Here is a 21,628-nt window from a genome sequence, read left to right on the forward strand (position 1 = left end):
TTGTTTAACCGTCAGCTCTGCCTTCTAGTTCCTCACTGAGCTTTTGCATGTCTTTAAAAGCTGTTAGACTAACATAAGCACCCGCTTCATAGTATTCCGTTGGATTAATGGCATAATCAAAAACTTCAATCATGCCTCCTGCTTCTTCAATCATGCCATTCCATTTTTCATCAAAGACCATTCGCAGACGTTTCCAATCAGTAAATACTGGAACAGAGTTTCGCCCATCTTTTCCTTCTTTAACTGGTATGTTGAAACTAGAATCTTTTTCCAAGACAAAGGAGCTTCCTTCCTGACTCGCGTCCTTAAATTCCGAAGCAGCATCTAAAGGAATTAGGAACTTTGCTTTTGGCATAGCTTCTGAAAAGAACTTATAATAGAGCTTATAAATTACTTCTTCATCTTCTGTCGTCGGGCTATCCAATTGTCCCATCAACAACATCCATCTTACCAGGTCAGGATTCATGACAGGCACTTGTATTTCTGGCAAATTAGAATAATCTGGTTTTTGAACCAAAGCCGAGGCACTGATGCTGACTTCCTTGGAATTAAAGATTGCTCCCAAGGCACCATTTAAGTAAAAGGCTGCCCCAAGAAAATTCTCAATCCCTTTTTTATCTTCCGTATTTTCAATCAGTTTCACGACTGAGTTTGGTCGGCTGTCAATGGTTTCCTTGAATTGGCGATACCAAGATGGCGTCAAAAGCATGATCATGGGATCTGTACACAGATAGCCCTCTTCTCCTCTGTCATAGGTCGTTGAGAAAAGATAGGGTTCGCCTGTTTTTTCCGAATACACTGCATAAACTGAATCTGCTGCTAACAACTTGTCCTTGACGATTTCCGCGAGACGTTCCAACTTACGAGTGTTGGATTGATAGCTTTCTTCACTTTCAGTTTCCTGATTTTGACGGCATTTCCATAAAAAGAGACGTAAAATCTCTACGCTGTCATCAAGGCTAGCTGCCAAATAGTCTTCATTTGTTAACTGACCCTCTTGAATGGCTACAAAAGCACGATAAAGAGCATCTGAGTAGCTAGATAATTTTTGCTCTTCCTCAACACCTGAACTAAAGAGCACACTTCCTTTTTTCAATTTATCCAAAGAAGGAAGCCTATCAACCACTAGATGCGCGAGAACTTCATCAGTAAGACTATCGGCATCTTTGTTTTGACTGCTGAGCTTTTTAACCTCTACAGAGCCGAGAGCTTCCATTCCTTGGTCAGGATTGCAAAATTGCAACTGTTCGCCAACCTTGAGACTACCTTCTAAACTCCCAACAATCAATAATTGATTCGTTTCCTTCATTGGGAACAAATCTAAAACTCCAATACATGCATTGTTTTTAGATTCTTCTCTTTCATTCTGTGCTTCAGTTATTTCAGTTGCCTCTGCAGTTTCCGTCTTTTTTAAAAAATCAAAGATTCCCATAACTTTTCCTCATTAACTCCACACAAGCCTAATCCCGTGGAGCACTTTTCTAATGCTTGCTATCAAGCCTGATTAAACCGTATATGATTACTTCTATTGTATCATATTCCCCCTACATTTTGGGACGGTTTCTCAATTCTCATACGATTTCATGGCATCTTCGACTTCAGCTAGACTGATTCCAAATAATTCTAAACGCTTGAGAAGTTGTTTACCATTGGAATAACCGATACGAAGATTCTCTCCTAGATATTCTCTGCGTTTTCGGCTATCTGCGCCTGCTAGAAAACCAAGGCGAATCAAGTCACTACGGCTAATATCAAAGTCACTTTCTACTTCAAATTGCTCTGTTACTTGAGTCAGTGCAGTTTTCAAGTCTTCATAACTAGCATGTTCGATTCCTAGGGAACGTCCCTTGGTCTTGGACTTGGGAACAGCTTCATCACGTTTGAGAAAAGCGTGTTGAACTGTCGGAATAGCTGTCATAATCATCCGACGAATCCGCTCTCCATTAAAATCAGGGTCTGTAAAGACAATCACCCCATGACGTTCATGTAAACGTTGGATTCGTTCAAGATCTTCTTCATTGATAGCCGATCCACGAGTCTCATAGGTCTCAACATCAAAATAACGTTTAAGATTGGCCGTATCATCGCGTCCTTCGACTACGATGACTTGGGAAATTTTCTCTTTCATGATTTACGTTCCAATCCAAAGATTCGTTCTGCATTAGCACTTGTCGCAACAGCTAATTCTTCTGTTGTCATGCCACGCAAGTCTGCAATAAAGTCTACTACATAGCGCGTGTAAGCTGTCTTGTTTTCACGACCACGCTTGGGTACTGGGGCTAAATAAGGCGCATCCGTTTCTACCAAAATCTTATCCAAAGGCAACTCTTTGGCTACTTCCTGAATATCTGTCGCCTTCTTGAAGGTCACCACTCCAGAAAAGGAAATTGTCATACCAAGATCTACAAACTTCTCCGCCCAATTCAAAGAACCTGAGAAGGAGTGCATAATCCCACCACGAGGACCAACTCCCTCGCTCTTGATAATCTCATAGGTGTCTTCTAGCGCATCACGGGTGTGAACTACAAAAGGTAAGTCCAGTTCCTTAGATAGCTGAATCTGACGACGGAAAACTTGTTCCTGCACTTCTTTAGGGGCTGTCATCCAGTGGTAGTCCAGTCCAATCTCACCCAAGGCAATCACTTTGGGGTGTTTTAGTTTTTCTAGCAAGTAAGACTCCACTTCCTCTGTATAGGTTCCTGCTTCCGTTGGATGCCAGCCAATCGTCGCATAGAGTTGGTCATACTTGTCCACTAGTTCAAGAGCACGCTCAATAGTCGGTTTGTCAAAACCAACAATATTCATCCGAGTTACACCCATTTCAGCCGCTAAGGCAAGTTCTTCTTCTTCGCGTCCCAAAAATTCTTCCACATTCAAGTGGGTATGAGTATCAAAAATCATTTATATTTCCTCGTTTTTTCTACCTTCTATTATACCAAAAAAACTAGTCTCATCCTTATAGGAAAAAATATTTTGAAATCACTCATTTTTTCTTGACGACTTTTTTTCATAGCAGTATAATAACTCTTGTTGAAATTTTTCAGAAAAGGAAAGAAAATGTTTACAAAACTTAAATATACCTTTATTGGCCGTCCCCTTAGGTCCTTAACTGAAGGCGAGGGAGGACTACTTGGAAAAACGCAGGCACTCGCAATGCTATCAAGCGATGCTCTATCATCTATTGCGTACGGGCCTGAGCAGGTCGTCCTCGTCTTGGCCAGTCTTTCTCCCCTTGCTATCTGGTGGAGTCTTCCTATCGGCATTTTTGTCCTCTTACTATTAGCTAGCCTGACCATTTCTTATAGACAAATCATTCACGCCTACCCTCAAGGTGGAGGTGCCTATATGGTAACTCGAGAAAATCTATCTCCTGAGCTAGGTTTGATTGCTGGAGGAAGCCTGCTTGTTGACTATATGCTAACAGTTGCCGTATCCGTGGCTGCAGGAGCTGATGCTATCACAGCAGCACTGCCTACCCTCCACCCCTATAACCTCCACATCTCCATTTTTCTAGTATGTTTGCTCATGCTTTTAAATCTGCGAGGACTAAAGGAATCCGCAAGCTCTCTGATGATCCCTGTCTATCTCTTTATCTTTAGTACGGTCTTCCTCTTATTGTTTGGTATCTTCCAGCTATTAACAGGTTCTCTCAGCTATCATGCAACTTCTGCAATTGGTCAAACTGTCCCAAGTCTCTCAATTGTCCTAATTTTAAGAGCCTTTACCAGCGGTTCGGCCTCACTAACAGGGGTTGAAGCCATCTCAAATGCTGTCCCATTTTTCAAGACTCCTAAAGAGAAAAACGCAGCCCAGACGCTTACTATCATGTCTCTAATTCTTGGATTTCTATTTGCAGGGATTACCTTCTTAAATTACTGGATGGGAATTACACCTCAACACGGAGAAACAATCCTCTCACAAATGGCTAAAGGAATTTTAGGGGATTCAGTTCTCGGTCAGACTGTTTATTATCTCTTCCAATTCTCAACAGCCCTAATCCTAGCCGTTGCTGCAAATACTGGTTTTTCTGCCTTTCCGATGTTGGCTTACAATATGGCTAAAAACAAATACATGCCCCATCTCTTTATGGAAAAGGGAGATCGCCTGGGTTATTCAAACGGTATTCTAACCTTGGCCTTTGGTGCTATAATCCTTCTGCTCATTTTCAACGGAAATACAGAACGTTTGATTCCTCTTTATACTATCGGAGTTTTCGTCCCCTTTGCACTTTCTCAAACAGGTATGATTCGCCACTGGAAAAAAGAAAAAGGCTCTCATTTCTTAAAATCTGCCTTTGCTAACATCCTCGGCGCTATCATTTGTTACGCTATCGTCCTTATTCTACTCCTCTTCAGGCTTGGAGATATCTGGCCATTCTTCCCAATTATCCTGGTCCTAACCTTCCTATTTTTGTCCATCCACAGTCATTACCAAAAAGTGGCCAAACAACTTCGACTTTATGAAGGAATTCAAAAGAAAACCTACGACGGCAATGTCGTCCTTGTCTTAGTGGGAAATGTTACTCGAGTCAGCGTTGGTGCTATTAACTACGCTCAAAGCATTGGAGATGAAGTTTTGGCCATGCACATTTCCACCAAGGAAACTGAGGAAAAAGACCAAGAAATCCTCCAAGAATTTGCCGATTACTTCCCAAATATTACTCTTAAAAACATTAATACCAGCTATCGCGATATTATCACACCTACAGTTCGATATGTTCGAAAAATCTCTCAAGAAGCCAAGAAAAAGAACTATACGGTTACAGTTCTAGTACCCCAATTTATCCCTAACAAACCTTGGCAAAATATCCTCCACAATCAAATGAGCCTCAAATTAAAATACGCTCTCAGATGGCACGAAGATGTCGTCGTTGCTAGCTACTCTTATCATTTGAAAGAATAAAGAAAAGGCATTACCAGAACCAATAAGCACCTGGTAATGCCTTTTTTCTGAATCTAGTCCCTAAAATTAGACTTATACTCAATGAAAATCAAAGAGCAAACTAGGAAACTAGCCGCAGGCTGCTCAAAACACTGCTTTGAGGTTGTAGATGAAACTGACGAAGTCAACTCAAAACACTGTTTTGAGGTTGTGGATAGAACTGACGAAGTCAGTAACCATACCTACGGCAAGGCGACGTTGACGCAGTTTGAAGAGATTTTCGAAGAGTATTAAAATTTTATTGATAACCTTCTTCTATCGAACGTGGTTAGCCAAATCTTCTTGGGCTTTTTTATTTGACTCAGCTTTTTCTTTTTGCCATTTTTCATAAAGTTCTTGGTACTGTTTAGCCGTCACAGGTTCCTTTTGCAATTCAACATATTTGTAGTTGTCTGCATCTCCTTTGTGTCCAACAAATGAGAAGGCCGCTGTAAATGGAACAGTCTTACGGAAGATAGGATTAGCTCCTCCACTTTGAACTGGTAGGAAGAGAGCACTATCTGTCAACCAAGCTTGAACTTCGGCAAATTTTTCATAACGTGTTTGCGTATTTTCATTCTCTTTATCTGCTGCATCCAACAACTCCTTGTAGGTAGCTAGACCAAGTTTTTCTTTGACTTCATTGTCTTTTCCTGGAGTCAAGCCAAGATTTTTCAACTGAGAACCAGAGTCTGGATCCAAAAGGTCAAGATAGGTTTTCGGATCTGAAAAATCTCCGCTCCATCCTGAGATATCGATGTCATAGTCCTTTTGATCGGCGGTATCCGCAAAGAAGGTGGCATTGTCTTTCTCATCTGGTGACAATTGAATGATATCAATAACCACATTATCTGAACCAAGCGTTGCTTCAACGGTCTGTTTGAAGGAGCTTGCCTGCTGAACGTCCAACTTAGCAGTTTGGTCTACCAACATATCCAAGTGGATAGGGAAGGTCACGCCTTCTGCTTGCAAACTATCTTTAGCCTTGGCAAATTCAGCCTTGGCTTTTTCAGGATCCAAGAAAGCAGCTTGAGCATCGTTCAGATTGATATTAGACCACTCTGTACCATAGTTGACCATCTTTTCATTGACCGCATCTCCAAAGTTTTTTCCACCGATTTGAACAAAGTTACTTGGTGTGACTGTATTTCGAAGGATTCGATCAGCCCCATCTTCTCCATTTGTCTGGGCAGCATAGGCATGACGGTCAAAGGCAAAGTTAATAGCCTGACGGAAATCTTTATTTTGCATAGCTAGACGAGAATCCGTCTTTTCTTTGTCCGTCTGTTTCATGGTTTGCTTGTAGCTTTGACGATTGACATTGAAGAGGTAGTAGAAGGTTATAGCGTTTTGAGGGGTATAGGTAATCTTATCTTCATTCCCTTTTTTCAACTGATCAAACACAGAGCTTGTTGGGAAGATACGCCCGTCTGTATAGTTGCCTTCCAAGAATCCTCTAGCCAAACTATCTTGGTCTGAACCGTCATAGAAGGAAAGTTTTACTTTCTCAATCTTCACATTGTCCTTGTCCCAATAATTAGGATTTTTTTCAAACTCAATTAAAGATTTTGAAGTGAATGATTTGAACAAGTAAGGCCCATTTGACAGGATACTAGATGGAGTTACACTTCCAAATTCGTCCCCCTTAGATTTCAAAAAGGCTTCATTGACTGGACTCAAAATTCCACCTGTTGTCTTAGAATTCCAGTAGGACTCTGGCTTGTTTAAGGTATATTGGAGAGTATAGTCATCGACTGCCTTGATACCAACAGCCTCAAAGTCTGATGATTGCCCCTCAACATAGTCCGCCAAACCTTTGATAGAGTCTTGCACCAAGTACAAGTTTTCTGCCTTTTTATCCGCAGCATACTTGAGGCCTGTCACAAAGTCGTGAGCTGTTACTTCAGCATATTCTTCTCCTTCAGAGGTATACCACTTAACACCTTGGCGAATTTTGTAAGTATAAGTCAAGCCATCTTTTGATACTGTCCATGATTCAGCCATGGAAGGAACCAGATTGCCATACTTATCATTTTCCAACAGTCCATCAATCAAGTTTGTTGTAATGCTGGATGTCGAGCCACGTGTCGAAGTAATGTAGTCTAGTGTATCTGGATTGCTAGCAAATACATAAGAATAGGTTTTATCAGATGCATTTGACTGTGTCGAGCTACAAGCTACCATCAAGAAGCTAGCGCTCAAAATTCCAGCCCCTAGTAAGAGAGCTTTTAATTTTTTCATAAATATTCTCCATTTATATAGTATATGAAATATTATACACTATTATAGAAAAAATAGAAAGCTTATACAAACTATTATTTTAGAGCAAAACAAAAGCCAGTAGACTCGAGTTCCTACTGACTTCTTTGTTGAATTCGTTTGGATTATGCAGCCAAAACTTTGCGTCCTTTACGACGACGAGCTGCCAATACGCGACGACCGTTTTTAGTTGACATACGGTTACGGAATCCGTGTTTACGCGCACGACGTAGTTTACTTGGTTGATAAGTACGTTTCACGATGAATACCTCCTCATAGATTTTGTATTCGTTTAGCCGGCTATAAAGTGATCAGTTACTAAACATACTTTACTATTCTATCTGATTCTTTTGCATTTGTCAATAGCTCTGACAAATGTTTCCAGCTTTTTTGCTATGAAAGCCTTATCTACGATACTGTTTCAAGAAACGGGTCATCTTTTCTTGGATTTGGGCTAACTCATCTACACGTGGTAGATAAACGATACGGAAGTGATCTGGTTCTCTCCAGTTAAATCCTCGTCCATGAACCAAAAGCACCTTTTCTTGCTTCAAGAAATCAAGGACAAACTGCTCATCATCATCGATACGGTACATATTGCGGTCAATTTTAGGGAAGATATAGAGACCCGCTTTAGGTTTAACCGCGGACAAACCTGGAATATCTTGAATGGCATTATAAATAAAGTTTCTTTGTTCATAGATACGACCACCCGGCAAGAGTAATTCGTCGACCGACTGGTGACCACCTAGTGAAGTTTGAACAACCTGTTGAGCCAAGACGTTGGAACAAAGGCGCATGTTTGAAAGCATGTTGAGACCTTCAATATAGCCCTTTACATGATGTTTAGGCCCAGACAAGACCATCCAACCTACACGGAAACCAGCGATACGGTGAGATTTAGACAGACCATTCATGCTGACACAGAAAAGGTCTGGAGCCAAACTTGCTACTGGCGTGTGGACATTGCCGTCCATAACCATACGGTCGTAAATTTCATCCGCAAAGATAATTAAGTCATTTTGACGAGCAATCTCAATAATATCTAACAAGAGTTCCTTAGGATAGAGGGCTCCTGTTGGATTATTTGGATTGATTAAAACGATAGCCTTAGTATTTGAACTAATCTTAGACTTAATGTCATCTAGGTCTGGATACCATTCAGCTTCTTCATCACAGACGTAGTGAACGGCATTTCCTCCAGCCAAGCTAACTGCAGCTGTCCAGAGAGGATAGTCAGGCATAGGAACCAAGACTTCATCGCCATTGTCCAAGAGACCTTGCATGGACATAACGATTAGCTCACTAACCCCATTTCCAAGATAGATATCATCGATACCTACATTTGGGAAGTTTTTCAGTTGGCAATATTGCATAATTGCTTTACGGGCTGAAAAGATACCTTTTGAGTCCGAGTAACCTTCACTATCACGCGCATTCATAATCAAATCATGGATGACCTCATCTGGTGCTGTAAAGCCAAACTCAGCTGGGTTTCCTGTATTCAAGCGAAGGATTTTTTCTCCATTTGCTCGCATACGCATGGCCTCCTCAAGAACTGGTCCACGGATGTCATAAGCCACATGCTCTAATTTGATTGATTTGTTAAATTCTTTCATTTGAGTTCCTCAATTCATCAGGATAGTTAATATTATACCACTTGATAGAAAAATCGTAAATCGCCCAGTACTATTCCACAAAAAACCTTGCTTAACGCAAGGTAAACAGAGCAAGGTCGATTTCTTTCTATTTTTGGGAGAAGAAAGAGAAAAATATGCACCTCTAGTAAGATATACATCTAAATCTAAAGTCTCGCATATAAACTTCGAATCGAAAACGAAGGCATCGTTATGGATGATAGTTGCATGAACTCATGAATTTCTTCCTGTGTCCAGCAAAACGCAAAGAAAAAATAAGTCGACTCAACAAACAACATAGACGATGTCTGGGCTAATTCGAGTCTGTTTGTAAAGAATTTTACCATATCACTGACTTCTTTCCCTGCCCTGTCACTTAGTATTATACACTAAAACTTTTGCATTTTCAAATAAGTACATGTAAAAAGAACTCTTTTTAAAGCGCCACCTAAACATTTAATTGAACATGATTCTACTTTGGCAACAAAAAAGAGAGAACCTTGTGATTCTCTCTGAACTAAGTCCTACAATTACTATAATTAAAAGTAGTCGAAACTTAGCTTATTTTGCAATCTCTGCCAACATTTTTTCAATATGTTGGATTGATTTTTCGCGGCCAAGCAAGTAGATGGTTTCTGGTAGTTCTGGCCCATGCATCTCACCTGAAACAGCGATACGGATTGGCATGAAGAGGTTCTTCCCTTTGATACCTGTTTCTTTTTGAACTGCTTTGATTTGCGGGAAGATGTTTTCCACCACAAACTCGTCGTCTGACATAGACTCAAGTTTTGCCTTAAAGGCCTCAAGTACAGTCGGAACAGTTTCACCAGCCATCACTTCTCGTTCAGCTTCTGTCAATTCTGGGAAGTCTGAGAAGAAAAGGTCTGTCAATGGAACGATTTCGTCAACTGACTTCATTTGTGGTTTGTAGAGTTCCACCAATTTTTTAGCCTTGTCTGTCAAACGTCCTGCTTCTTCAAGGAATGGTTTTGCCATTTCAAAAATAGTCTCGAGGTCTGCATTCTTGATATAGTCATTGCTCATCCAATCAAGTTTCTTCTGGTCGAAGGCTGCTGGAGACTTACTAAGACGGTTTTCATCAAAGAGCTTGATGAGTTCTTGACGAGAGAAGATTTCATCTTCCCCGCCAGGGTTCCAGCCAAGAAGAGCGATAAAGTTAAAGACTGCTTCTGGAAGGTAGCCCTTTTTACGGTAATCTTCGATGAACTGAAGGGTGTTGGTGTCACGTTTAGATAACTTCTTACCAGTTTCAGAGTTGATAATCAAAGTCATGTGACCGAACTCTGGAGCTTCCCAACCAAGTGCTTCATAAACCATAAGCTGTTTTGGTGTATTAGCAATATGGTCATCTCCACGGATAACGTGAGAGATTTGCATATCGTGGTCATCAATGACAACAGCAAAGTTGTATGTTGGGTAACCATCTTTCTTTTGGATAACCCAGTCCCCACCGATATTACCACCTTCAAACTCGATATCACCTTTGACCATATCATGCCACTTATAGATACCAGACTCATTCACTGCTAAACGCACAGTTGGGATAACACCTGCGGCTTCACGTTCTGCAACATAAGCTGCTTTTTCTTCCTCGCTCATGCCAAGGTATTCGTTAATGTAACGAGGTGTTTCACCTGCGGCTTCTTGGCGTTCGCGTTCAGCTGCCAACTCTTCTTCTGTAACGTAAGATTTGTAGGCTTTCCCTTCAGCCAAGAGTTGGTCGATGTATTTTTGATAAAGTTCCAAACGCTCAGACTGGCGGTAGTTTTCATGAGTTTCCGGACTTTCATCCCAATCCATACCCAACCAACGAAGGTTTTCAAGCTGTGAACGTTCTCCATCTTCGACATGGCGCTTACGGTCAGTATCTTCGATACGGATAATAAAAGTTCCACCATGATGACGTGCGTAAAGGTAGTTAAACAATGCTGTACGGGCATTTCCGATGTGTAGTAGTCCTGTTGGACTTGGTGCGTAACGTACGCGGATATCTTTTGACATAGCTTCTCCTATAAAGTCTCTAGGCGTCTGCCTTTTTCCTCTCTATATTATATCACAAGTCTTGCCAGAGTCCAATTTCTCTTTTCTAGAAAAAGCAAAAAGAGTGGTAAAACCACTCTTTTCAGCTCTATTATAGACGAGCATTAAGTTCTTTGCTCAATTCTTCAAATCCTGGTTTACCAAGAAGGGCAAACATGTTGCGTTTGTAAGCTTCAACACCCGGTTGGTCAAATGGGTTAATGGCATTCAAGTAACCTGAAAGGGCGATAGCCAATTCGAAGAAGTAGATTGTGTAACCAAGAGTGAAGGCATCTTGCTCAGGAAGAGTTACGTACATGTTTGGTACGTCACCATCAGTGTGGGCAAGAAGAACACCGTCAGTCGCTTTTTTGTTTACGAAGTCAACGTCTTTTCCTTGGAGGTAGCCAAGTCCATCAAGATCTGCTTCCAAAGTAGGGATAATCACGTTCTTACGTGGTTTGTCAACACGGACAACTGTTTCAAACATGATACGAGTTCCTTCTTGGATAAATTGACCCAATGAGTGCAAGTCTGTTGAGAAGTTAGCTGAAGTTGGGTAGATACCTTTTTGGTCTTTTCCTTCTGATTCACCAGCCAATTGTTTCCACCATTCTGAGAAGTATTGAAGTGATGGCTCGTAGTTTACCAAGATTTCAGTAGCATATCCTTTACGGTAAAGGATGTTACGAACTGCAGCGTATTGGTAAGCTTCGTTTTCTGAAAGTTTGTCTGATGTGTAATCTTTACGAGCAGCATTAGCACCTTCCATAAGGGCTTTGATATCTGCACCTGATGCAGCGATTGGAAGCAATCCAACTGCTGTCAATACTGAGAAGCGTCCACCGATATCATCTGGAACTACAAAAGTTTCCCAACCGTTAGCATCTGCTTCAACCTTAACTGCACCTTTTTGGCGGTCAGTTGTTGCATAGATACGTTTGTTAGCTTCTTCTTGACCGTATTTCTTCACCAAGAGTTCTTTGAAGACACGGAAAGCGATGGCTGGTTCAGTTGTTGTACCTGATTTAGAAATCACGTTTACTGAGAAGTCTTTATCTGAAACATACTCTACCAAGTCAGCAAGGTAAGTTGATGAGATTGAGTTCCCAGCGTAAAGGATTTGTGGTGCTTTGCGTTCTTCTTTGGTTTGCAAGTTTGCAAAATGGTGGTTCAAGAAGTCAATGGCTGCTTTAGCTCCAAGGTATGATCCACCGATACCGATAACAACCAAAACATCGCTGTCTGATTTGATTTGCTCAGCAGCTTTCAAGATGCGGTCAAATTCTTCGCGGTCGTAGTTTTCAGGAAGGTCCAACCAACCCAAGAAGTCGCTACCAGCACCAGTTCCTTTACGGATCAATTCGTCTGCTGCTGTAACTTGTGCTTGCATGTACTCCACTTCATGTGGTGCAACAAATTTGTCTAATACTTTTGAATAATCAAATTTAATATGTGACATAGTATTCCTCCAAAATTTCTTCCTTTCTATCATAACGCTTACTAACAATTTTTTCAAGTTTTTATTTTTAAACAAAGTATAAATTTCTAATTATCTTTTTATATTTTCTTAAATGCTCGTAAAGCCTTATTCTATGTGCTTTCGAGTATTTTTACTGTAGGAAGATACTTCACGTTTCTTTGCATATTTCCTCATGTCTTAGCTGTCAGAAGTGGTAAATAAGTAGTAAATTCATTTGTACTACTAAGCAACAAGACGCTCCTGTTGCTTCTCTTTATTCAAGCGTTTCATTTCTGCCATTGCAGAATCGAATGTTGCATGTGCGTAATAGTTCAGCGTCATGGCTATATTAGCATGTCCCATAATGTACTGTAATGCCTTTGGATTCATTCCTGCATTTGCATAGTTGGTACAGAATGTATGTCGCAAACTATGTGGAGTGATGTGTGGCAATTTATCCTCGTTATACTTATTGTATTTCTTAACAAGACCTTTCATCATGCCGTTGTAATCACTTGCCACTTTTGGATAGTTCTTTCTATTAAGAAAGAGGAAATCACTATATCCATCAATCTCAACACGCTTATCATTCTTTCGATTCGCTAACACTCGCTTAAATGCTTGATAGGCTTCTTCAACCATAGGAACTTGACGTTCGCCACTTTTGGTCTTTGGTGTTTCAATGTAGTACCCAATTTCAGTATCTCTCAATAGCTGATGGTCTATATTGACAAGACGATTCTCAAAATCTAAATCTGGAAGTGTCAAACCACCAAACTCTGAAATACGAAGACCTGTTTTTAAGAGTATCAGAATTTCATCATAATTTTTGCTGTAGGTTTTATCAGCTTTTGCAAAGGCTAACAGTTTTTCTTCCTGTTCTTCTGTTAGTACGGTCTTAGGGACAGTATCATCATCAAGAACTGCTTTCAGTTGAAAGTCAAATGGATTCTTCCGAACACAATCATCTTGTATAGCAATATAGAATGAAGCCTTTAAAGAACGTTTGTAGTTATTGATGGTTTGATAAGCATAACCATTTTCACTCATTCTAATAGCCCATTCTTTAGCGTCTGATGGCTTAATACTGTCAATACTTCTTACACCTAACTTGTCTTTCTTCAAAATATCCATAAGATATTTGCGTCCAGTTTCAGTGTTTTTTCTAACCTTTGGTCTTTGAGCGTTCTGTTTTGCGTAAAGCTGGCAGAGTGTCATTTTCTTTCCTACAACATCAATACCATCATGAATGTCTTTCTGTAACTCTGCGATTTTCTCTCTAAGTGAGATACAATCACGCTTTCCTGCTGGTACTCGGTCTGTAGCCACAAGTTTCCACGAGTAAACAAATTGCGGTTCTCCAAATGAATCTATATATTTGTATAAGTATCTTCCGTCTTTTCGTTGGCTCTCTCCAGTCTTTAAGATTCGACCTTTATTGTCACGTCTTTTTTCTGACATGGCATTTGCTCCTTTCCTTTATGGAAAGAGCCTTGATACGACTTAATACTATTTTATCATATACAAGACCCTTTGGCGACGCTAGATTGCGTCCAATGTATCTATAATTTTTTCAAATTGTTTTCGTTTAATCTGAATACGATTGCCATTCATAATCAGCCAATTTGCATTTTTATTTTCCTCTGCCAAGCGTCGTAGCTTGTTTTCGCCAATACGAAAATATTTTGACGCTTCTTCAATGGTTAGGGTATAACGTTCCCAAATAGGAATGTCAGTCTGCTTCATAAAATCCTCCTTTCCAAATCACTTATTTGGATTTCATAAAAGTTGTTTTACCAGCAATCGAACAGCTTTAGCAAAGCTCACGGGAGTTCCACCCCTGCATGGTTCTCATGTAGCCATACTCATTGCCTGCGACGGTTTTATCACGCTCGGACTATTGACTGTATGGGAGTATCATTATCACGATAAGAATGTCGTTGCAGGCAATCCTGCTAAAGATTGCTTCTCGGATCACTAACATGAATCGCTCGCTATCTTTATAAGATAGGTCATGGCGGTTAGTTCCGTTGGCTCTTTTCTTATCGAAACGTATTCGATTACTTTTATTCAGTTTTCAAAGAACAATGGCTCGTTAGCCTATCAAAACACATTGAAAGCTCAATATGCTTTGGTGGAATAACAAACCTCCCTGTTCGGGAAGCGTGGAATGGTTTAGCACGCTTCCACGAAAGGAGAGAGGATATTACTTAATTTCAAATGACAAAATCTTTGTAATCAGTCTGGTTTCCATTCTTCCACGTAAGACTTCATCAACGACCATACTTTGATTGCCATATTCATCTTTCATAAGTCGTAGGGAACGCTTCGTTATGTACCCTCTGTAATGATGTAGAATCTGGTTAATCGCTTCGGTATCGCCATCTGTTGCCTTTACAATGAGAGGAAAGGGAATCATAGGATATTGTGTTTTCATTCTTCAAATTCCTCCATAAACTTTTTAATTAAGGCTAGTCCACTGGTTCTATGCCGATAGACAGTAGAACGGTTCAATTTCAACAGGTCTGCAATTTCTGAATCGCTCATGTCCATAAAGTAAAACAGCAGTAGAATTTCACGTTTCTTGTCTGGCAACTCACGTAATGCTTCACTCAACAAATCATTTTCAACGCCTACTGATAACCCATTGAGTGTAAAAATCTGAAAGTCAGTTGAATAGTTATCTGTTGTCGCAAACTGGCTAACAAGATAATCGCCAACATCCGAAAAGGACACCTCACGCTTTGCAATCCTTGAAAGATAAAGCATATAATTCTTTCGCTCGTCTTCCATAGCACGTTTACAGATATAGTCAAACTGATTTTCTATTGTGGTCTGAAAAGAAGATGGTTTCATGTTTCTCACCCCCTTTCTGTCTAGGAAAGGAAGTGAGCCTTGCTCGTTTATCTCCTTTCACTCTTAGTCCCAATGTGAAAGGGGGATTTGTTGCATTACTGATAAATAAACTTTGTAAAAAAGTTCTGAATAGCCAAAAAAGCATATAAACAGATTTATTTCTCTGTTTACATGCTTCTGTTATTCTATCTATATGATTTATAAAACCACATTGGTGGACGTACTTATCTATTGCAGATAGACGACTTTTTTTGACAAGAACCCAATGTAAGGAAATTTATTGTATATGATGTACTTCATGGCGACGTTGACCTCCAACAAACCGCCATTTGGAAGTAATATACAATATTTTAAAAGCGTAAATAGCACTACCATATAACGGTTTTTTTTATTGGCGTTTAGTAGTGCTTTTTATTAAATATAAACCTATAAACCATATAACACGTTTTTCTATACCTGTTTTTAATTCAGTAGGAACAATAAAATGTATAGAGGTGGTCTACTATGCGTAAAAAAGAAGATAAATATGATTTTAGAGCCTTTGGTTTAGCCATTAAAGAAGCTCGATTGAAACGAGGTTTAACTCGTGAACAAGTGGGAGCATTGATTGAAATTGACCCACGGTACTTAACTAATATTGAAAATAAAGGGCAACACCCCAGCATACAAGTTCTTTATGACCTTGTATCGTTACTTCATGTTTCCGTTGATGAATTTTTCTTACCTGGGGTCCCGAGCGCTTAGTGGGAATTTGTATCGATAAGGGGTACAAATTCCCACTAAACCAATGTTTCAAGGCCTATTTATTTTTTATATTCAATTCTCTTAAGTGTTTAGGAATAGATAACAAGTCAAATTTATACTCTCCAAGAAAAGTGATATGCTCCCAATTAATAGGAGATACATGCTTCATATACTTAGTTACTTCGGGATCTATTTTGACGAGATAATTATAAGCTGCTTGTAAGTAGACGGCGTTCCATATACTTATTGCATTTATTAACACATTAAGCGCACTAGCACTTTGAAGTTGTCGGCGAATATCGCGCTCCATAAATTTTCCGCGTCGCCCAAAAAATAGTTCTCTAGCTAAAGCATTAATCGCTTCTGTCTTATTTAGTCCATGAGTGATCCTTCGCCGTAGCTCACTATCTGTAATATAATCTATCATAAAAATGCTCTTTTCAATGCGACCTAGTTCTCTCAGTGCAAGAGCTACTCTATTCTTACGTGCGTATGAGCCTAGCTTTCCTAATAGTAAAGAACTAGATACTTTTCCTGTTTGAATCGAATAGGCGATTCGTTTAATTTCATCATAGTTTTCTTCAATAATTTTTACATTGATTTTTCCGCTTATATCTTCTGATAAGTTAGGGTAGTAGGAAGGTGATTTGATAGAAAATAATTGTGATTTTTTTATATTTCTGATGCGAGGTTCAAAATCAAAGCCTAGTAATGCGGTCATTCCAAACACCTGATCAGAATACCCATTTGTATCAGTAAAATGTTCCTCAATATCTAGATCTGTTTCATGATAAAGTAGGCCATCAAGGGTATGAGTAGCTTCCCTTGTATTAGTTGAAGCAACCTCGATATGATGAGTCGTATGCCTATCATTTATTGATCGAATCATTGTAGCTCCTTTTTCCATACTTTTGTAATGTGGATTAACATCGGATTTTAGAGCTGAGACGCCCACTGGGACGCGCATTCCGTCTGAAGCAGTGGTTTTTCCTTCACCCCAAAAGTCTGCAACAGGAAGCTTTAACTGATAATTAACCAAAACAGATTGAGCACGAGTCAGAGCTTCTTTATAAAAGCGCCATTGTTTGGCATTGGCTAACTGAGAATAAGAAATTCCAGGAGTTGATTGGGCCATTTTTTCAAGACCAATATTCATCCCTAAACCCAGCAAAGCAGCAAAAATAATTTTTCTTTCTTGTTCACTCGGCGGTTTCCCTGTAGAATCATGACTAAATTCTTGTGAAAAGTTGGTCCAACTGTCCACCTCAATTAAAAGATCACTAAGCCTTATCTTAGGAATTATTGAATAAAGTTTTTTTCTATATATTTCTGCTTCGCTAGGTGTAACTTTTTCCAACTTTTTAAGGTTTGCTCTTGAAATTCTCTTATCAACTGTCGAATAAAATTGAAGCTGTAAATCTAAAATTATTTCCCGATCCTTTAAATAGTCCTCAAACGTGTCTGGAATAGTTTCTGAATCAATACAAGCAGATAAATCAACTAAGTAATCATCAATATTTCGATGGATCATACTTCCTTCAACTGAAATATCTCCTGATCGAATATTGTTCTTTAGCTCGGTGAAAGCTACTAACTCATAGTAAGACCGATCTATTTTCCCCTCTTCTGGCCGAACAAGGCTTTTCCATTTTTTACTCACAAAATCAGTAGAAGTATCTGCCGGTATTTTTCTTTTACCACTATTGTGTAAATCAGTTAGTTGAGTTAGGGCCATGAGGACTGGATTTGCTGCCGGAGTTGCTTTGAACGAAAGGGTCCTCAATAACATTGGCGTGTATCTTCGGAGGTAATTAGCTTTATTTCGAACCATTTCTAAATAGCCATGATTTTTATTACCTGTAATTTTTTTAGCTTCTTCTCCATCTTGTACTAAATCTTCCCAAGGCATGATTCGTTCAATTTCGTCAAAAGGATTACTATCATTATCTTTTGCAAAGTGAAGAGCATCAATTAAAGAAGCATAATGTTCCAATTTTTTAGTAGCCAATTTTCCTTTTTCTTTTAACTGTTCTTGTGAATCACGTGTCCCTTTGCGTTTAATACTTGCTAAAATGCGGTCATTAATCTCAATCAGTTGATCGATCAGATATTGATGATGATTGACTAAAAAAGCAATAAGTAAAGAGTATCTTTTTTCAAGCTCAAAACGGGAGAAGTCATATGCATCATAATTTTCCCCTAGTCTAGCTAGCTGAAGAAACCTGTTCCGATTAATATGGGAGACATTAATTGTCCCGAGTCCCATGGAAGCAATCACTTCCACTTTTTTACAAATACTCATAAAGCTTTCTGGATTTGCCTTACCTGGAATGTCTTTTAGCCAAGCGAGTTTAGTTATTTTCGTCTCTTCATAAATTTGAAACAAACTCTCTAGTTTTTCAATTTGTATATCTGTTAATGAACAGAGTAATATTGAAAATAAGTTGTTTTCTGCTTTATCTCGACAGCGGCTTATAATGTCTTCAAGTGTAGCTATAGATGGAAAAATAATTCTTTTTCGAGTTAAGAAATCAATTGTTTTTTTCATTAGATAGATAGAGTCATCATTTTCTAAAGCTAGTTCAATTAAATATTCTATTAACTGTTTTTGTGTATTAGCACTACCGAATCGATGATAGTTGAATACTTCTAAGATCTCGTTGAAGTGATTTGCACGTGTATTTCTATGATCATATGAATTTAAATCAATTGCATCAAGATGGAGCTGTCGACTCACATAAGAAGTTAGTCTGGTTGATTTAATCGGCCAATTACTTAAAGAACACCCAGGATACCGGGCCAAACAAAGTTGTATCGCAAATCCTAGTTTATTGACCTTTCCACGGTGTTGATTAATAACCTCCAGATCATAATCAGAAAAACTAAAATACGCTTTAAAATCCTCTTCTGATAAGTGGTCTACAGAAAGAAGTTGTTCACGCTGTGAAGTAGTTAAAATTCTTTTCATAGCCATATCTTAAGCATTCCTTTTATTGAGGTAACGGTAAAAGGTTGTTTTGCTTAATTTAGAGGCATCAAGAATTTGACGAATAGAATACTCTTTGCTGTCATACATTTTTAAAGCTAAATCAATTGATAGCTTACCTTTACTTGGACGGCCCCCTTTTTTTCCTCGGACTCTGGCTGCCTTAAGACCAGAGTTAGTTCGTTCAATAATAATATCCCGTTCCAGTTCTGCTAAACTAGCCATAACTCGGAAAAAGAATCTTCCCATAGACGTTGAAGTATCTACGTTATCTTGAATAGATATAAAATTGACACTAAGTTCTTCAAATAATTCAGAAAGTTCAATCAAATGTTTAGTTGATCGTGAAATTCGATCTAACTTGTAAATGACAACAGAATCTCCTTCACGTAGTAGGTTGATCATTTCTTCTAATTGCGGTCGGTCTTTTTTCGCACCAGTTACTTTTTCTTGAAATAATTTATCAATTCCATAATGAGTAAGTGCATCAATTTGTAAACTAAGATTTTGATCATCCGTACTCACTCGAGCATAGCCAAAAATCATAAAAAAACCTCCTTAATTTTATAATTTAAATGTACCATAACTCATTAAGTATAACTATATAGGAACTATGAAAAAGGAACGGATTTTGGTACTTGATTTACTTAAAAAACATTTAGAAAAAGCAGGAAAATGAAAAGGTACCATAAACGGTCGTTTATGGTACCATTCAAATTTATCCTTATTGTACAAAATAACAGCGAAATTTTTAAATCTATTCCTTATCGATACAAATTCCCCGTAGGCGCTAGGGACCTCTTTAGCTCCTTGGAAGCTGTCAGTAGTATACCTAATAATTTATCTACATTCCCTTTAGTAACGTGTAACTTTCCAAATTTACAAAAGCGACTCATAGAATTATTTCCTCCCGTTAAATAATAGATAACTATTAAAAATAGACAATACTTGCTCATAAGTAACGGTACTTAAATTGTTTACTTTGGCGTGTTTCATTGCTTGATGAAACTGATTTTTAGTAAACAGTTGACGATATTCTCGATTGACCCATTTTGAAACAAAGTACGTATATAGCTTCCAATATTTATCTGGAACATCTGTGGTATGGCGGGTAAGTTTTATTAAGACACTGTTTACTTTTGGTTTAGGATGAAAGCATTCCGCTGGCAGCTTAAGCAATTGCTGAATCGAGACTTGAGTGTGCAAGAGCAACCCTAGTGTTCGGTGAATATCCAAGGTACGCTTGTAGAATCCTTCTTCAACAATCAGATAGATGTCAGACGCATGGCTTTCAAAAACCACTTTTTTAATAATTTGTGTGCTTAAATGGTAAGGAATATTCCCAACAATTTTATACCTCTGTTTGTTAGGGAATTGAAACTGTAGAATATCTTGGTGAATTAAAGTGACACGAATGTTCAGTTTTAATTTTTCTGACGATAAGTTGAATAGATGACTGTCTAATTCAATAGACGTTACCTGTTTACTTATTTTAGCCAGTTTCGTCGTTAAATGCCCTTTACCTGTTCCAATTTCGTAAACGGTATCGGTTTCTTTTAAATTCAATTGTTTTATTATTTGGTTGAGTACTTTTTCACTCGTTAAAAAGTTTTGAGAATATTTTATATTTTTGTTCATGTAATCACTCCTGAAGTGATTACATCTATAAATAAATACAGAAGTTAAACGATTTGTTTGTAATTTTAGTTATCTGTTTAAAAAGTCATAAGATTAGTCACTGGTAGGAATTAATCTAACGTATTTATTTATCTGCGTAATCACTGTTTTTAGTCTGTTTCAAAACAGTAGATGTTTTATCTACATTACGCATTTGGAATACCAACATGACGAATCCCTCCTTCTTAATTACAAATTTTTAGCATCTAATTTAACTTCAATTCCTATTATACAAAATTTTAAGATAATGCACAATCAACACACTCTTAAGTTTGCTTCTAAGTCTTATTTCCATAACTTTAGGGTTAACCATACGCAAGACCAATCACTCTCGGACAATACTCATGATTTTAATGATAAAATCCATGTTAAACCCATAGATAAGAAATACACCTGCAATAACCGTTACCTGTTTGTGCCAATTTAAAAATGCACCACTTTTTTATAATTAAAACGGTTGAAAACTGTACCACTAATAACTCACAATAGAGAGATGTCACCGTCAAGTTAAATGTACAAAATAACAGCGAAATTTTTAAATCTATTTCTTATCGATACAAATTCCTCGTAGGCGCTCGGGACCCCTACCTGCTAATAACTTGGTAAAAAGCACCCGACGATTACAGATAGAGAAATACATGGATAGCTTTACAGACAAAGAACTATCCTTAATGGAATCTTTAGCCAGCGGTATCAACGAAGCAAGAAACATCGAAGACTAATTAAAAGAATCCATACATAACGGAAAGAGCCGATAAAATGAGATTGTATTAATCTCATTTTATCGGCTCTGCGTCTTTGCGTCTGGCTCTGTAATCACAGTTACTTTGAACTGCTTTATTTCAATTAAATTTTCTTGTCTGCATTTCGGACAATAGAGGGGGAATTTTTTTAATTCAGTATCTTCCCTTATCTTTAATCGTGTTTTATTTCCACATACAGGACACAATATCCACTTGTAGTTTATAATAACTATCTCCTCCTTTACACTTTAATTCAAATCTTTATTAAAAAATATTTCATCTTATTTAACAAGAAACCATATTT

General features: G+C 38.4%; 20 protein-coding genes and 3 pseudogenes. 5 read left to right on the forward strand and 18 right to left on the reverse strand.

Annotated features, from left to right (window positions below; translation table 11 throughout):
- Positions 1 to 4: 4 nt before the first annotated feature.
- The 3 genes from ADM33_RS01870 to ADM33_RS01880 form a co-directional block, all read right to left on the reverse strand.
- Positions 5 to 1,432: an SseB family protein gene (locus ADM33_RS01870; protein WP_049502940.1), complete on the reverse strand. Its 1,428-nt coding sequence runs from the start codon at positions 1,430 to 1,432 to the stop codon at positions 5 to 7.
- A gap of 132 nt (positions 1,433 to 1,564) precedes the next feature.
- Entirely contained in the window at positions 1,565 to 2,128 is a 564-nt protein-coding gene (gene rnmV, locus ADM33_RS01875) for a ribonuclease M5 (protein ID WP_049502941.1), read from the reverse strand.
- Positions 2,125 to 2,901, reverse strand: a complete 777-nt coding sequence (locus ADM33_RS01880) for a TatD family hydrolase (RefSeq protein ID WP_049502942.1) — start codon at positions 2,899 to 2,901, stop codon at positions 2,125 to 2,127. Before ADM33_RS01880 ends, rnmV begins: the two co-directional genes overlap by 4 nt.
- 156 nt (positions 2,902 to 3,057) lie before the next feature.
- Here ADM33_RS01880 and ADM33_RS01885 point away from each other — a divergent pair, with 156 nt between their 5' ends.
- On the forward strand, positions 3,058 to 4,902 hold the full coding sequence (locus tag ADM33_RS01885; protein ID WP_049502943.1) for an APC family permease: 1,845 nt from the start codon (positions 3,058 to 3,060) through the stop codon (positions 4,900 to 4,902).
- An 81-nt stretch (positions 4,903 to 4,983) separates the two neighbouring features.
- Complete coding sequence (locus ADM33_RS11680; protein ID WP_049502944.1) at positions 4,984 to 5,175, forward strand: hypothetical protein; 192 nt, start codon at positions 4,984 to 4,986, stop codon at positions 5,173 to 5,175.
- A gap of 21 nt (positions 5,176 to 5,196) precedes the next feature.
- Here ADM33_RS11680 and ADM33_RS01895 read toward each other — a convergent pair whose 3' ends face one another.
- The 7 genes from ADM33_RS01895 to ADM33_RS01925 form a co-directional block, all read right to left on the reverse strand.
- Positions 5,197 to 7,161, reverse strand: coding sequence for a peptide ABC transporter substrate-binding protein (locus ADM33_RS01895; protein ID WP_049502945.1), 1,965 nt, complete (start codon positions 7,159 to 7,161; stop codon positions 5,197 to 5,199).
- A gap of 143 nt (positions 7,162 to 7,304) precedes the next feature.
- On the reverse strand, positions 7,305 to 7,439 hold the full coding sequence (gene rpmH / locus ADM33_RS01900; RefSeq protein WP_000831905.1) for a 50S ribosomal protein L34: 135 nt from the start codon (positions 7,437 to 7,439) through the stop codon (positions 7,305 to 7,307).
- 144 nt (positions 7,440 to 7,583) lie between these two features.
- Positions 7,584 to 8,798 (reverse strand): pyridoxal phosphate-dependent aminotransferase, encoded by a 1,215-nt coding sequence (locus tag ADM33_RS01905; protein ID WP_049502946.1) that lies wholly within the window; start codon positions 8,796 to 8,798, stop codon positions 7,584 to 7,586.
- A gap of 579 nt (positions 8,799 to 9,377) precedes the next feature.
- Positions 9,378 to 10,838, reverse strand: a complete 1,461-nt coding sequence (gene gltX / locus ADM33_RS01910; protein WP_049502947.1) for a glutamate--tRNA ligase — start codon at positions 10,836 to 10,838, stop codon at positions 9,378 to 9,380.
- A gap of 130 nt (positions 10,839 to 10,968) precedes the next feature.
- Entirely contained in the window at positions 10,969 to 12,318 is a 1,350-nt protein-coding gene (locus tag ADM33_RS01915; protein ID WP_049502948.1) for a glucose-6-phosphate isomerase, read from the reverse strand.
- 243 nt (positions 12,319 to 12,561) lie between these two features.
- A complete protein-coding gene (locus tag ADM33_RS01920) occupies positions 12,562 to 13,779 on the reverse strand; it encodes a tyrosine-type recombinase/integrase (protein WP_001291561.1) in 1,218 nt (405 codons plus the stop codon).
- A gap of 81 nt (positions 13,780 to 13,860) precedes the next feature.
- Positions 13,861 to 14,064, reverse strand: a complete 204-nt coding sequence (locus ADM33_RS01925; protein WP_000814511.1) for an excisionase — start codon at positions 14,062 to 14,064, stop codon at positions 13,861 to 13,863.
- Here ADM33_RS01925 and ADM33_RS11685 point away from each other — a divergent pair.
- Complete coding sequence (locus ADM33_RS11685) at positions 14,048 to 14,299, forward strand: hypothetical protein (protein WP_001845478.1); 252 nt, start codon at positions 14,048 to 14,050, stop codon at positions 14,297 to 14,299. The genes ADM33_RS01925 and ADM33_RS11685 overlap by 17 nt on opposite strands.
- Before the next feature lie 225 nt (positions 14,300 to 14,524).
- On the opposite strand, the gene ADM33_RS01930 is transcribed toward ADM33_RS11685, so the two are convergent.
- Positions 14,525 to 14,755 carry a helix-turn-helix domain-containing protein gene (locus ADM33_RS01930; RefSeq protein WP_000857133.1) on the reverse strand — a complete coding sequence of 77 codons (231 nt, stop codon included), beginning with the start codon at positions 14,753 to 14,755 and terminating at the stop codon, positions 14,525 to 14,527.
- The gene (locus ADM33_RS01935; protein WP_000804885.1) at positions 14,752 to 15,174 is read right to left on the reverse strand and encodes a sigma-70 family RNA polymerase sigma factor; all 423 of its coding nucleotides are present in this window, start codon (positions 15,172 to 15,174) and stop codon (positions 14,752 to 14,754) included. The genes ADM33_RS01930 and ADM33_RS01935 overlap by 4 nt, the downstream gene beginning before the upstream one ends.
- Before the next feature lie 504 nt (positions 15,175 to 15,678).
- Between ADM33_RS01935 and ADM33_RS01940 the strand changes: the two are divergent.
- Positions 15,679 to 15,900 (forward strand): annotated as a pseudogene (locus ADM33_RS01940) (helix-turn-helix domain-containing protein); the annotation flags it as partial.
- 73 nt (positions 15,901 to 15,973) lie between these two features.
- Here ADM33_RS01940 and ADM33_RS01945 read toward each other — a convergent pair.
- From ADM33_RS01945 to ADM33_RS11825, 5 genes and pseudogenes are all read right to left on the reverse strand, one after another.
- Positions 15,974 to 18,892: a Tn3 family transposase gene (locus ADM33_RS01945; RefSeq protein WP_001240982.1), complete on the reverse strand. Its 2,919-nt coding sequence runs from the start codon at positions 18,890 to 18,892 to the stop codon at positions 15,974 to 15,976.
- A 3-nt stretch (positions 18,893 to 18,895) separates the two neighbouring features.
- Positions 18,896 to 19,450: a recombinase family protein gene (locus tag ADM33_RS01950; RefSeq protein ID WP_000576156.1), complete on the reverse strand. Its 555-nt coding sequence runs from the start codon at positions 19,448 to 19,450 to the stop codon at positions 18,896 to 18,898.
- A 354-nt stretch (positions 19,451 to 19,804) separates the two neighbouring features.
- Positions 19,805 to 20,542, reverse strand: coding sequence for a 23S rRNA (adenine(2058)-N(6))-methyltransferase Erm(B) (gene erm(B) / locus ADM33_RS01955; RefSeq protein ID WP_001038790.1), 738 nt, complete (start codon positions 20,540 to 20,542; stop codon positions 19,805 to 19,807).
- 124 nt (positions 20,543 to 20,666) lie between these two features.
- Positions 20,667 to 20,750 carry a 23S rRNA methyltransferase attenuation leader peptide gene (locus tag ADM33_RS01960; RefSeq protein ID WP_001814874.1) on the reverse strand — a complete coding sequence of 28 codons (84 nt, stop codon included), beginning with the start codon at positions 20,748 to 20,750 and terminating at the stop codon, positions 20,667 to 20,669.
- A gap of 48 nt (positions 20,751 to 20,798) precedes the next feature.
- Positions 20,799 to 20,882, reverse strand: a pseudogene (locus ADM33_RS11825) (MLS leader peptide); the annotation flags it as partial.
- Positions 20,883 to 21,165: 283 nt separating this feature from the next.
- Here ADM33_RS11825 and ADM33_RS01965 point away from each other — a divergent pair.
- Positions 21,166 to 21,303, forward strand: a pseudogene (locus tag ADM33_RS01965) (XRE family transcriptional regulator); the annotation flags it as partial.
- 59 nt (positions 21,304 to 21,362) lie between these two features.
- Here ADM33_RS01965 and ADM33_RS10750 read toward each other — a convergent pair.
- Positions 21,363 to 21,530: a cysteine-rich KTR domain-containing protein gene (locus tag ADM33_RS10750; RefSeq protein ID WP_000336323.1), complete on the reverse strand. Its 168-nt coding sequence runs from the start codon at positions 21,528 to 21,530 to the stop codon at positions 21,363 to 21,365.
- Positions 21,531 to 21,628 lie beyond the last annotated feature (98 nt).

Source organism: Streptococcus oralis (assembly GCF_001075875.1).
GTDB lineage: Bacteria > Bacillota > Bacilli > Lactobacillales > Streptococcaceae > Streptococcus > Streptococcus oralis_I.

Bases quoted from the DNA above. Each gene is read 5' to 3' on its own strand.
- ADM33_RS01920 (WP_001291561.1), bottom strand. From the start codon at position 13,779: ATGTCAGAAAAAAGACGTGACAATAAAGGTCGAATCTTAAAGACTGGA.
- ADM33_RS01870 (WP_049502940.1), bottom strand. From the start codon at position 1,432: ATGGGAATCTTTGATTTTTTAAAAAAGACGGAAACTGCAGAGGCAACT.
- ADM33_RS11680 (WP_049502944.1), top strand. From the start codon at position 4,984: ATGAAAATCAAAGAGCAAACTAGGAAACTAGCCGCAGGCTGCTCAAAA.
- ADM33_RS01925 (WP_000814511.1), bottom strand. From the start codon at position 14,064: ATGAAGCAGACTGACATTCCTATTTGGGAACGTTATACCCTAACCATT.
- ADM33_RS01905 (WP_049502946.1), bottom strand. From the start codon at position 8,798: ATGAAAGAATTTAACAAATCAATCAAATTAGAGCATGTGGCTTATGAC.
- ADM33_RS01935 (WP_000804885.1), bottom strand. From the start codon at position 15,174: ATGAAACCATCTTCTTTTCAGACCACAATAGAAAATCAGTTTGACTAT.
- ADM33_RS01895 (WP_049502945.1), bottom strand. From the start codon at position 7,161: ATGAAAAAATTAAAAGCTCTCTTACTAGGGGCTGGAATTTTGAGCGCT.
- ADM33_RS01880 (WP_049502942.1), bottom strand. From the start codon at position 2,901: ATGATTTTTGATACTCATACCCACTTGAATGTGGAAGAATTTTTGGGA.
- ADM33_RS11685 (WP_001845478.1), top strand. From the start codon at position 14,048: ATGTCAGTCTGCTTCATAAAATCCTCCTTTCCAAATCACTTATTTGGA.
- ADM33_RS01950 (WP_000576156.1), bottom strand. From the start codon at position 19,450: ATGATTTTTGGCTATGCTCGAGTGAGTACGGATGATCAAAATCTTAGT.
- ADM33_RS01930 (WP_000857133.1), bottom strand. From the start codon at position 14,755: ATGAAAACACAATATCCTATGATTCCCTTTCCTCTCATTGTAAAGGCA.
- rnmV (WP_049502941.1), bottom strand. From the start codon at position 2,128: ATGAAAGAGAAAATTTCCCAAGTCATCGTAGTCGAAGGACGCGATGAT.
- ADM33_RS01885 (WP_049502943.1), top strand. From the start codon at position 3,058: ATGTTTACAAAACTTAAATATACCTTTATTGGCCGTCCCCTTAGGTCC.
- ADM33_RS01960 (WP_001814874.1), bottom strand. From the start codon at position 20,750: ATGTTGGTATTCCAAATGCGTAATGTAGATAAAACATCTACTGTTTTG.
- ADM33_RS01945 (WP_001240982.1), bottom strand. From the start codon at position 18,892: ATGGCTATGAAAAGAATTTTAACTACTTCACAGCGTGAACAACTTCTT.
- gltX (WP_049502947.1), bottom strand. From the start codon at position 10,838: ATGTCAAAAGATATCCGCGTACGTTACGCACCAAGTCCAACAGGACTA.
- ADM33_RS01915 (WP_049502948.1), bottom strand. From the start codon at position 12,318: ATGTCACATATTAAATTTGATTATTCAAAAGTATTAGACAAATTTGTT.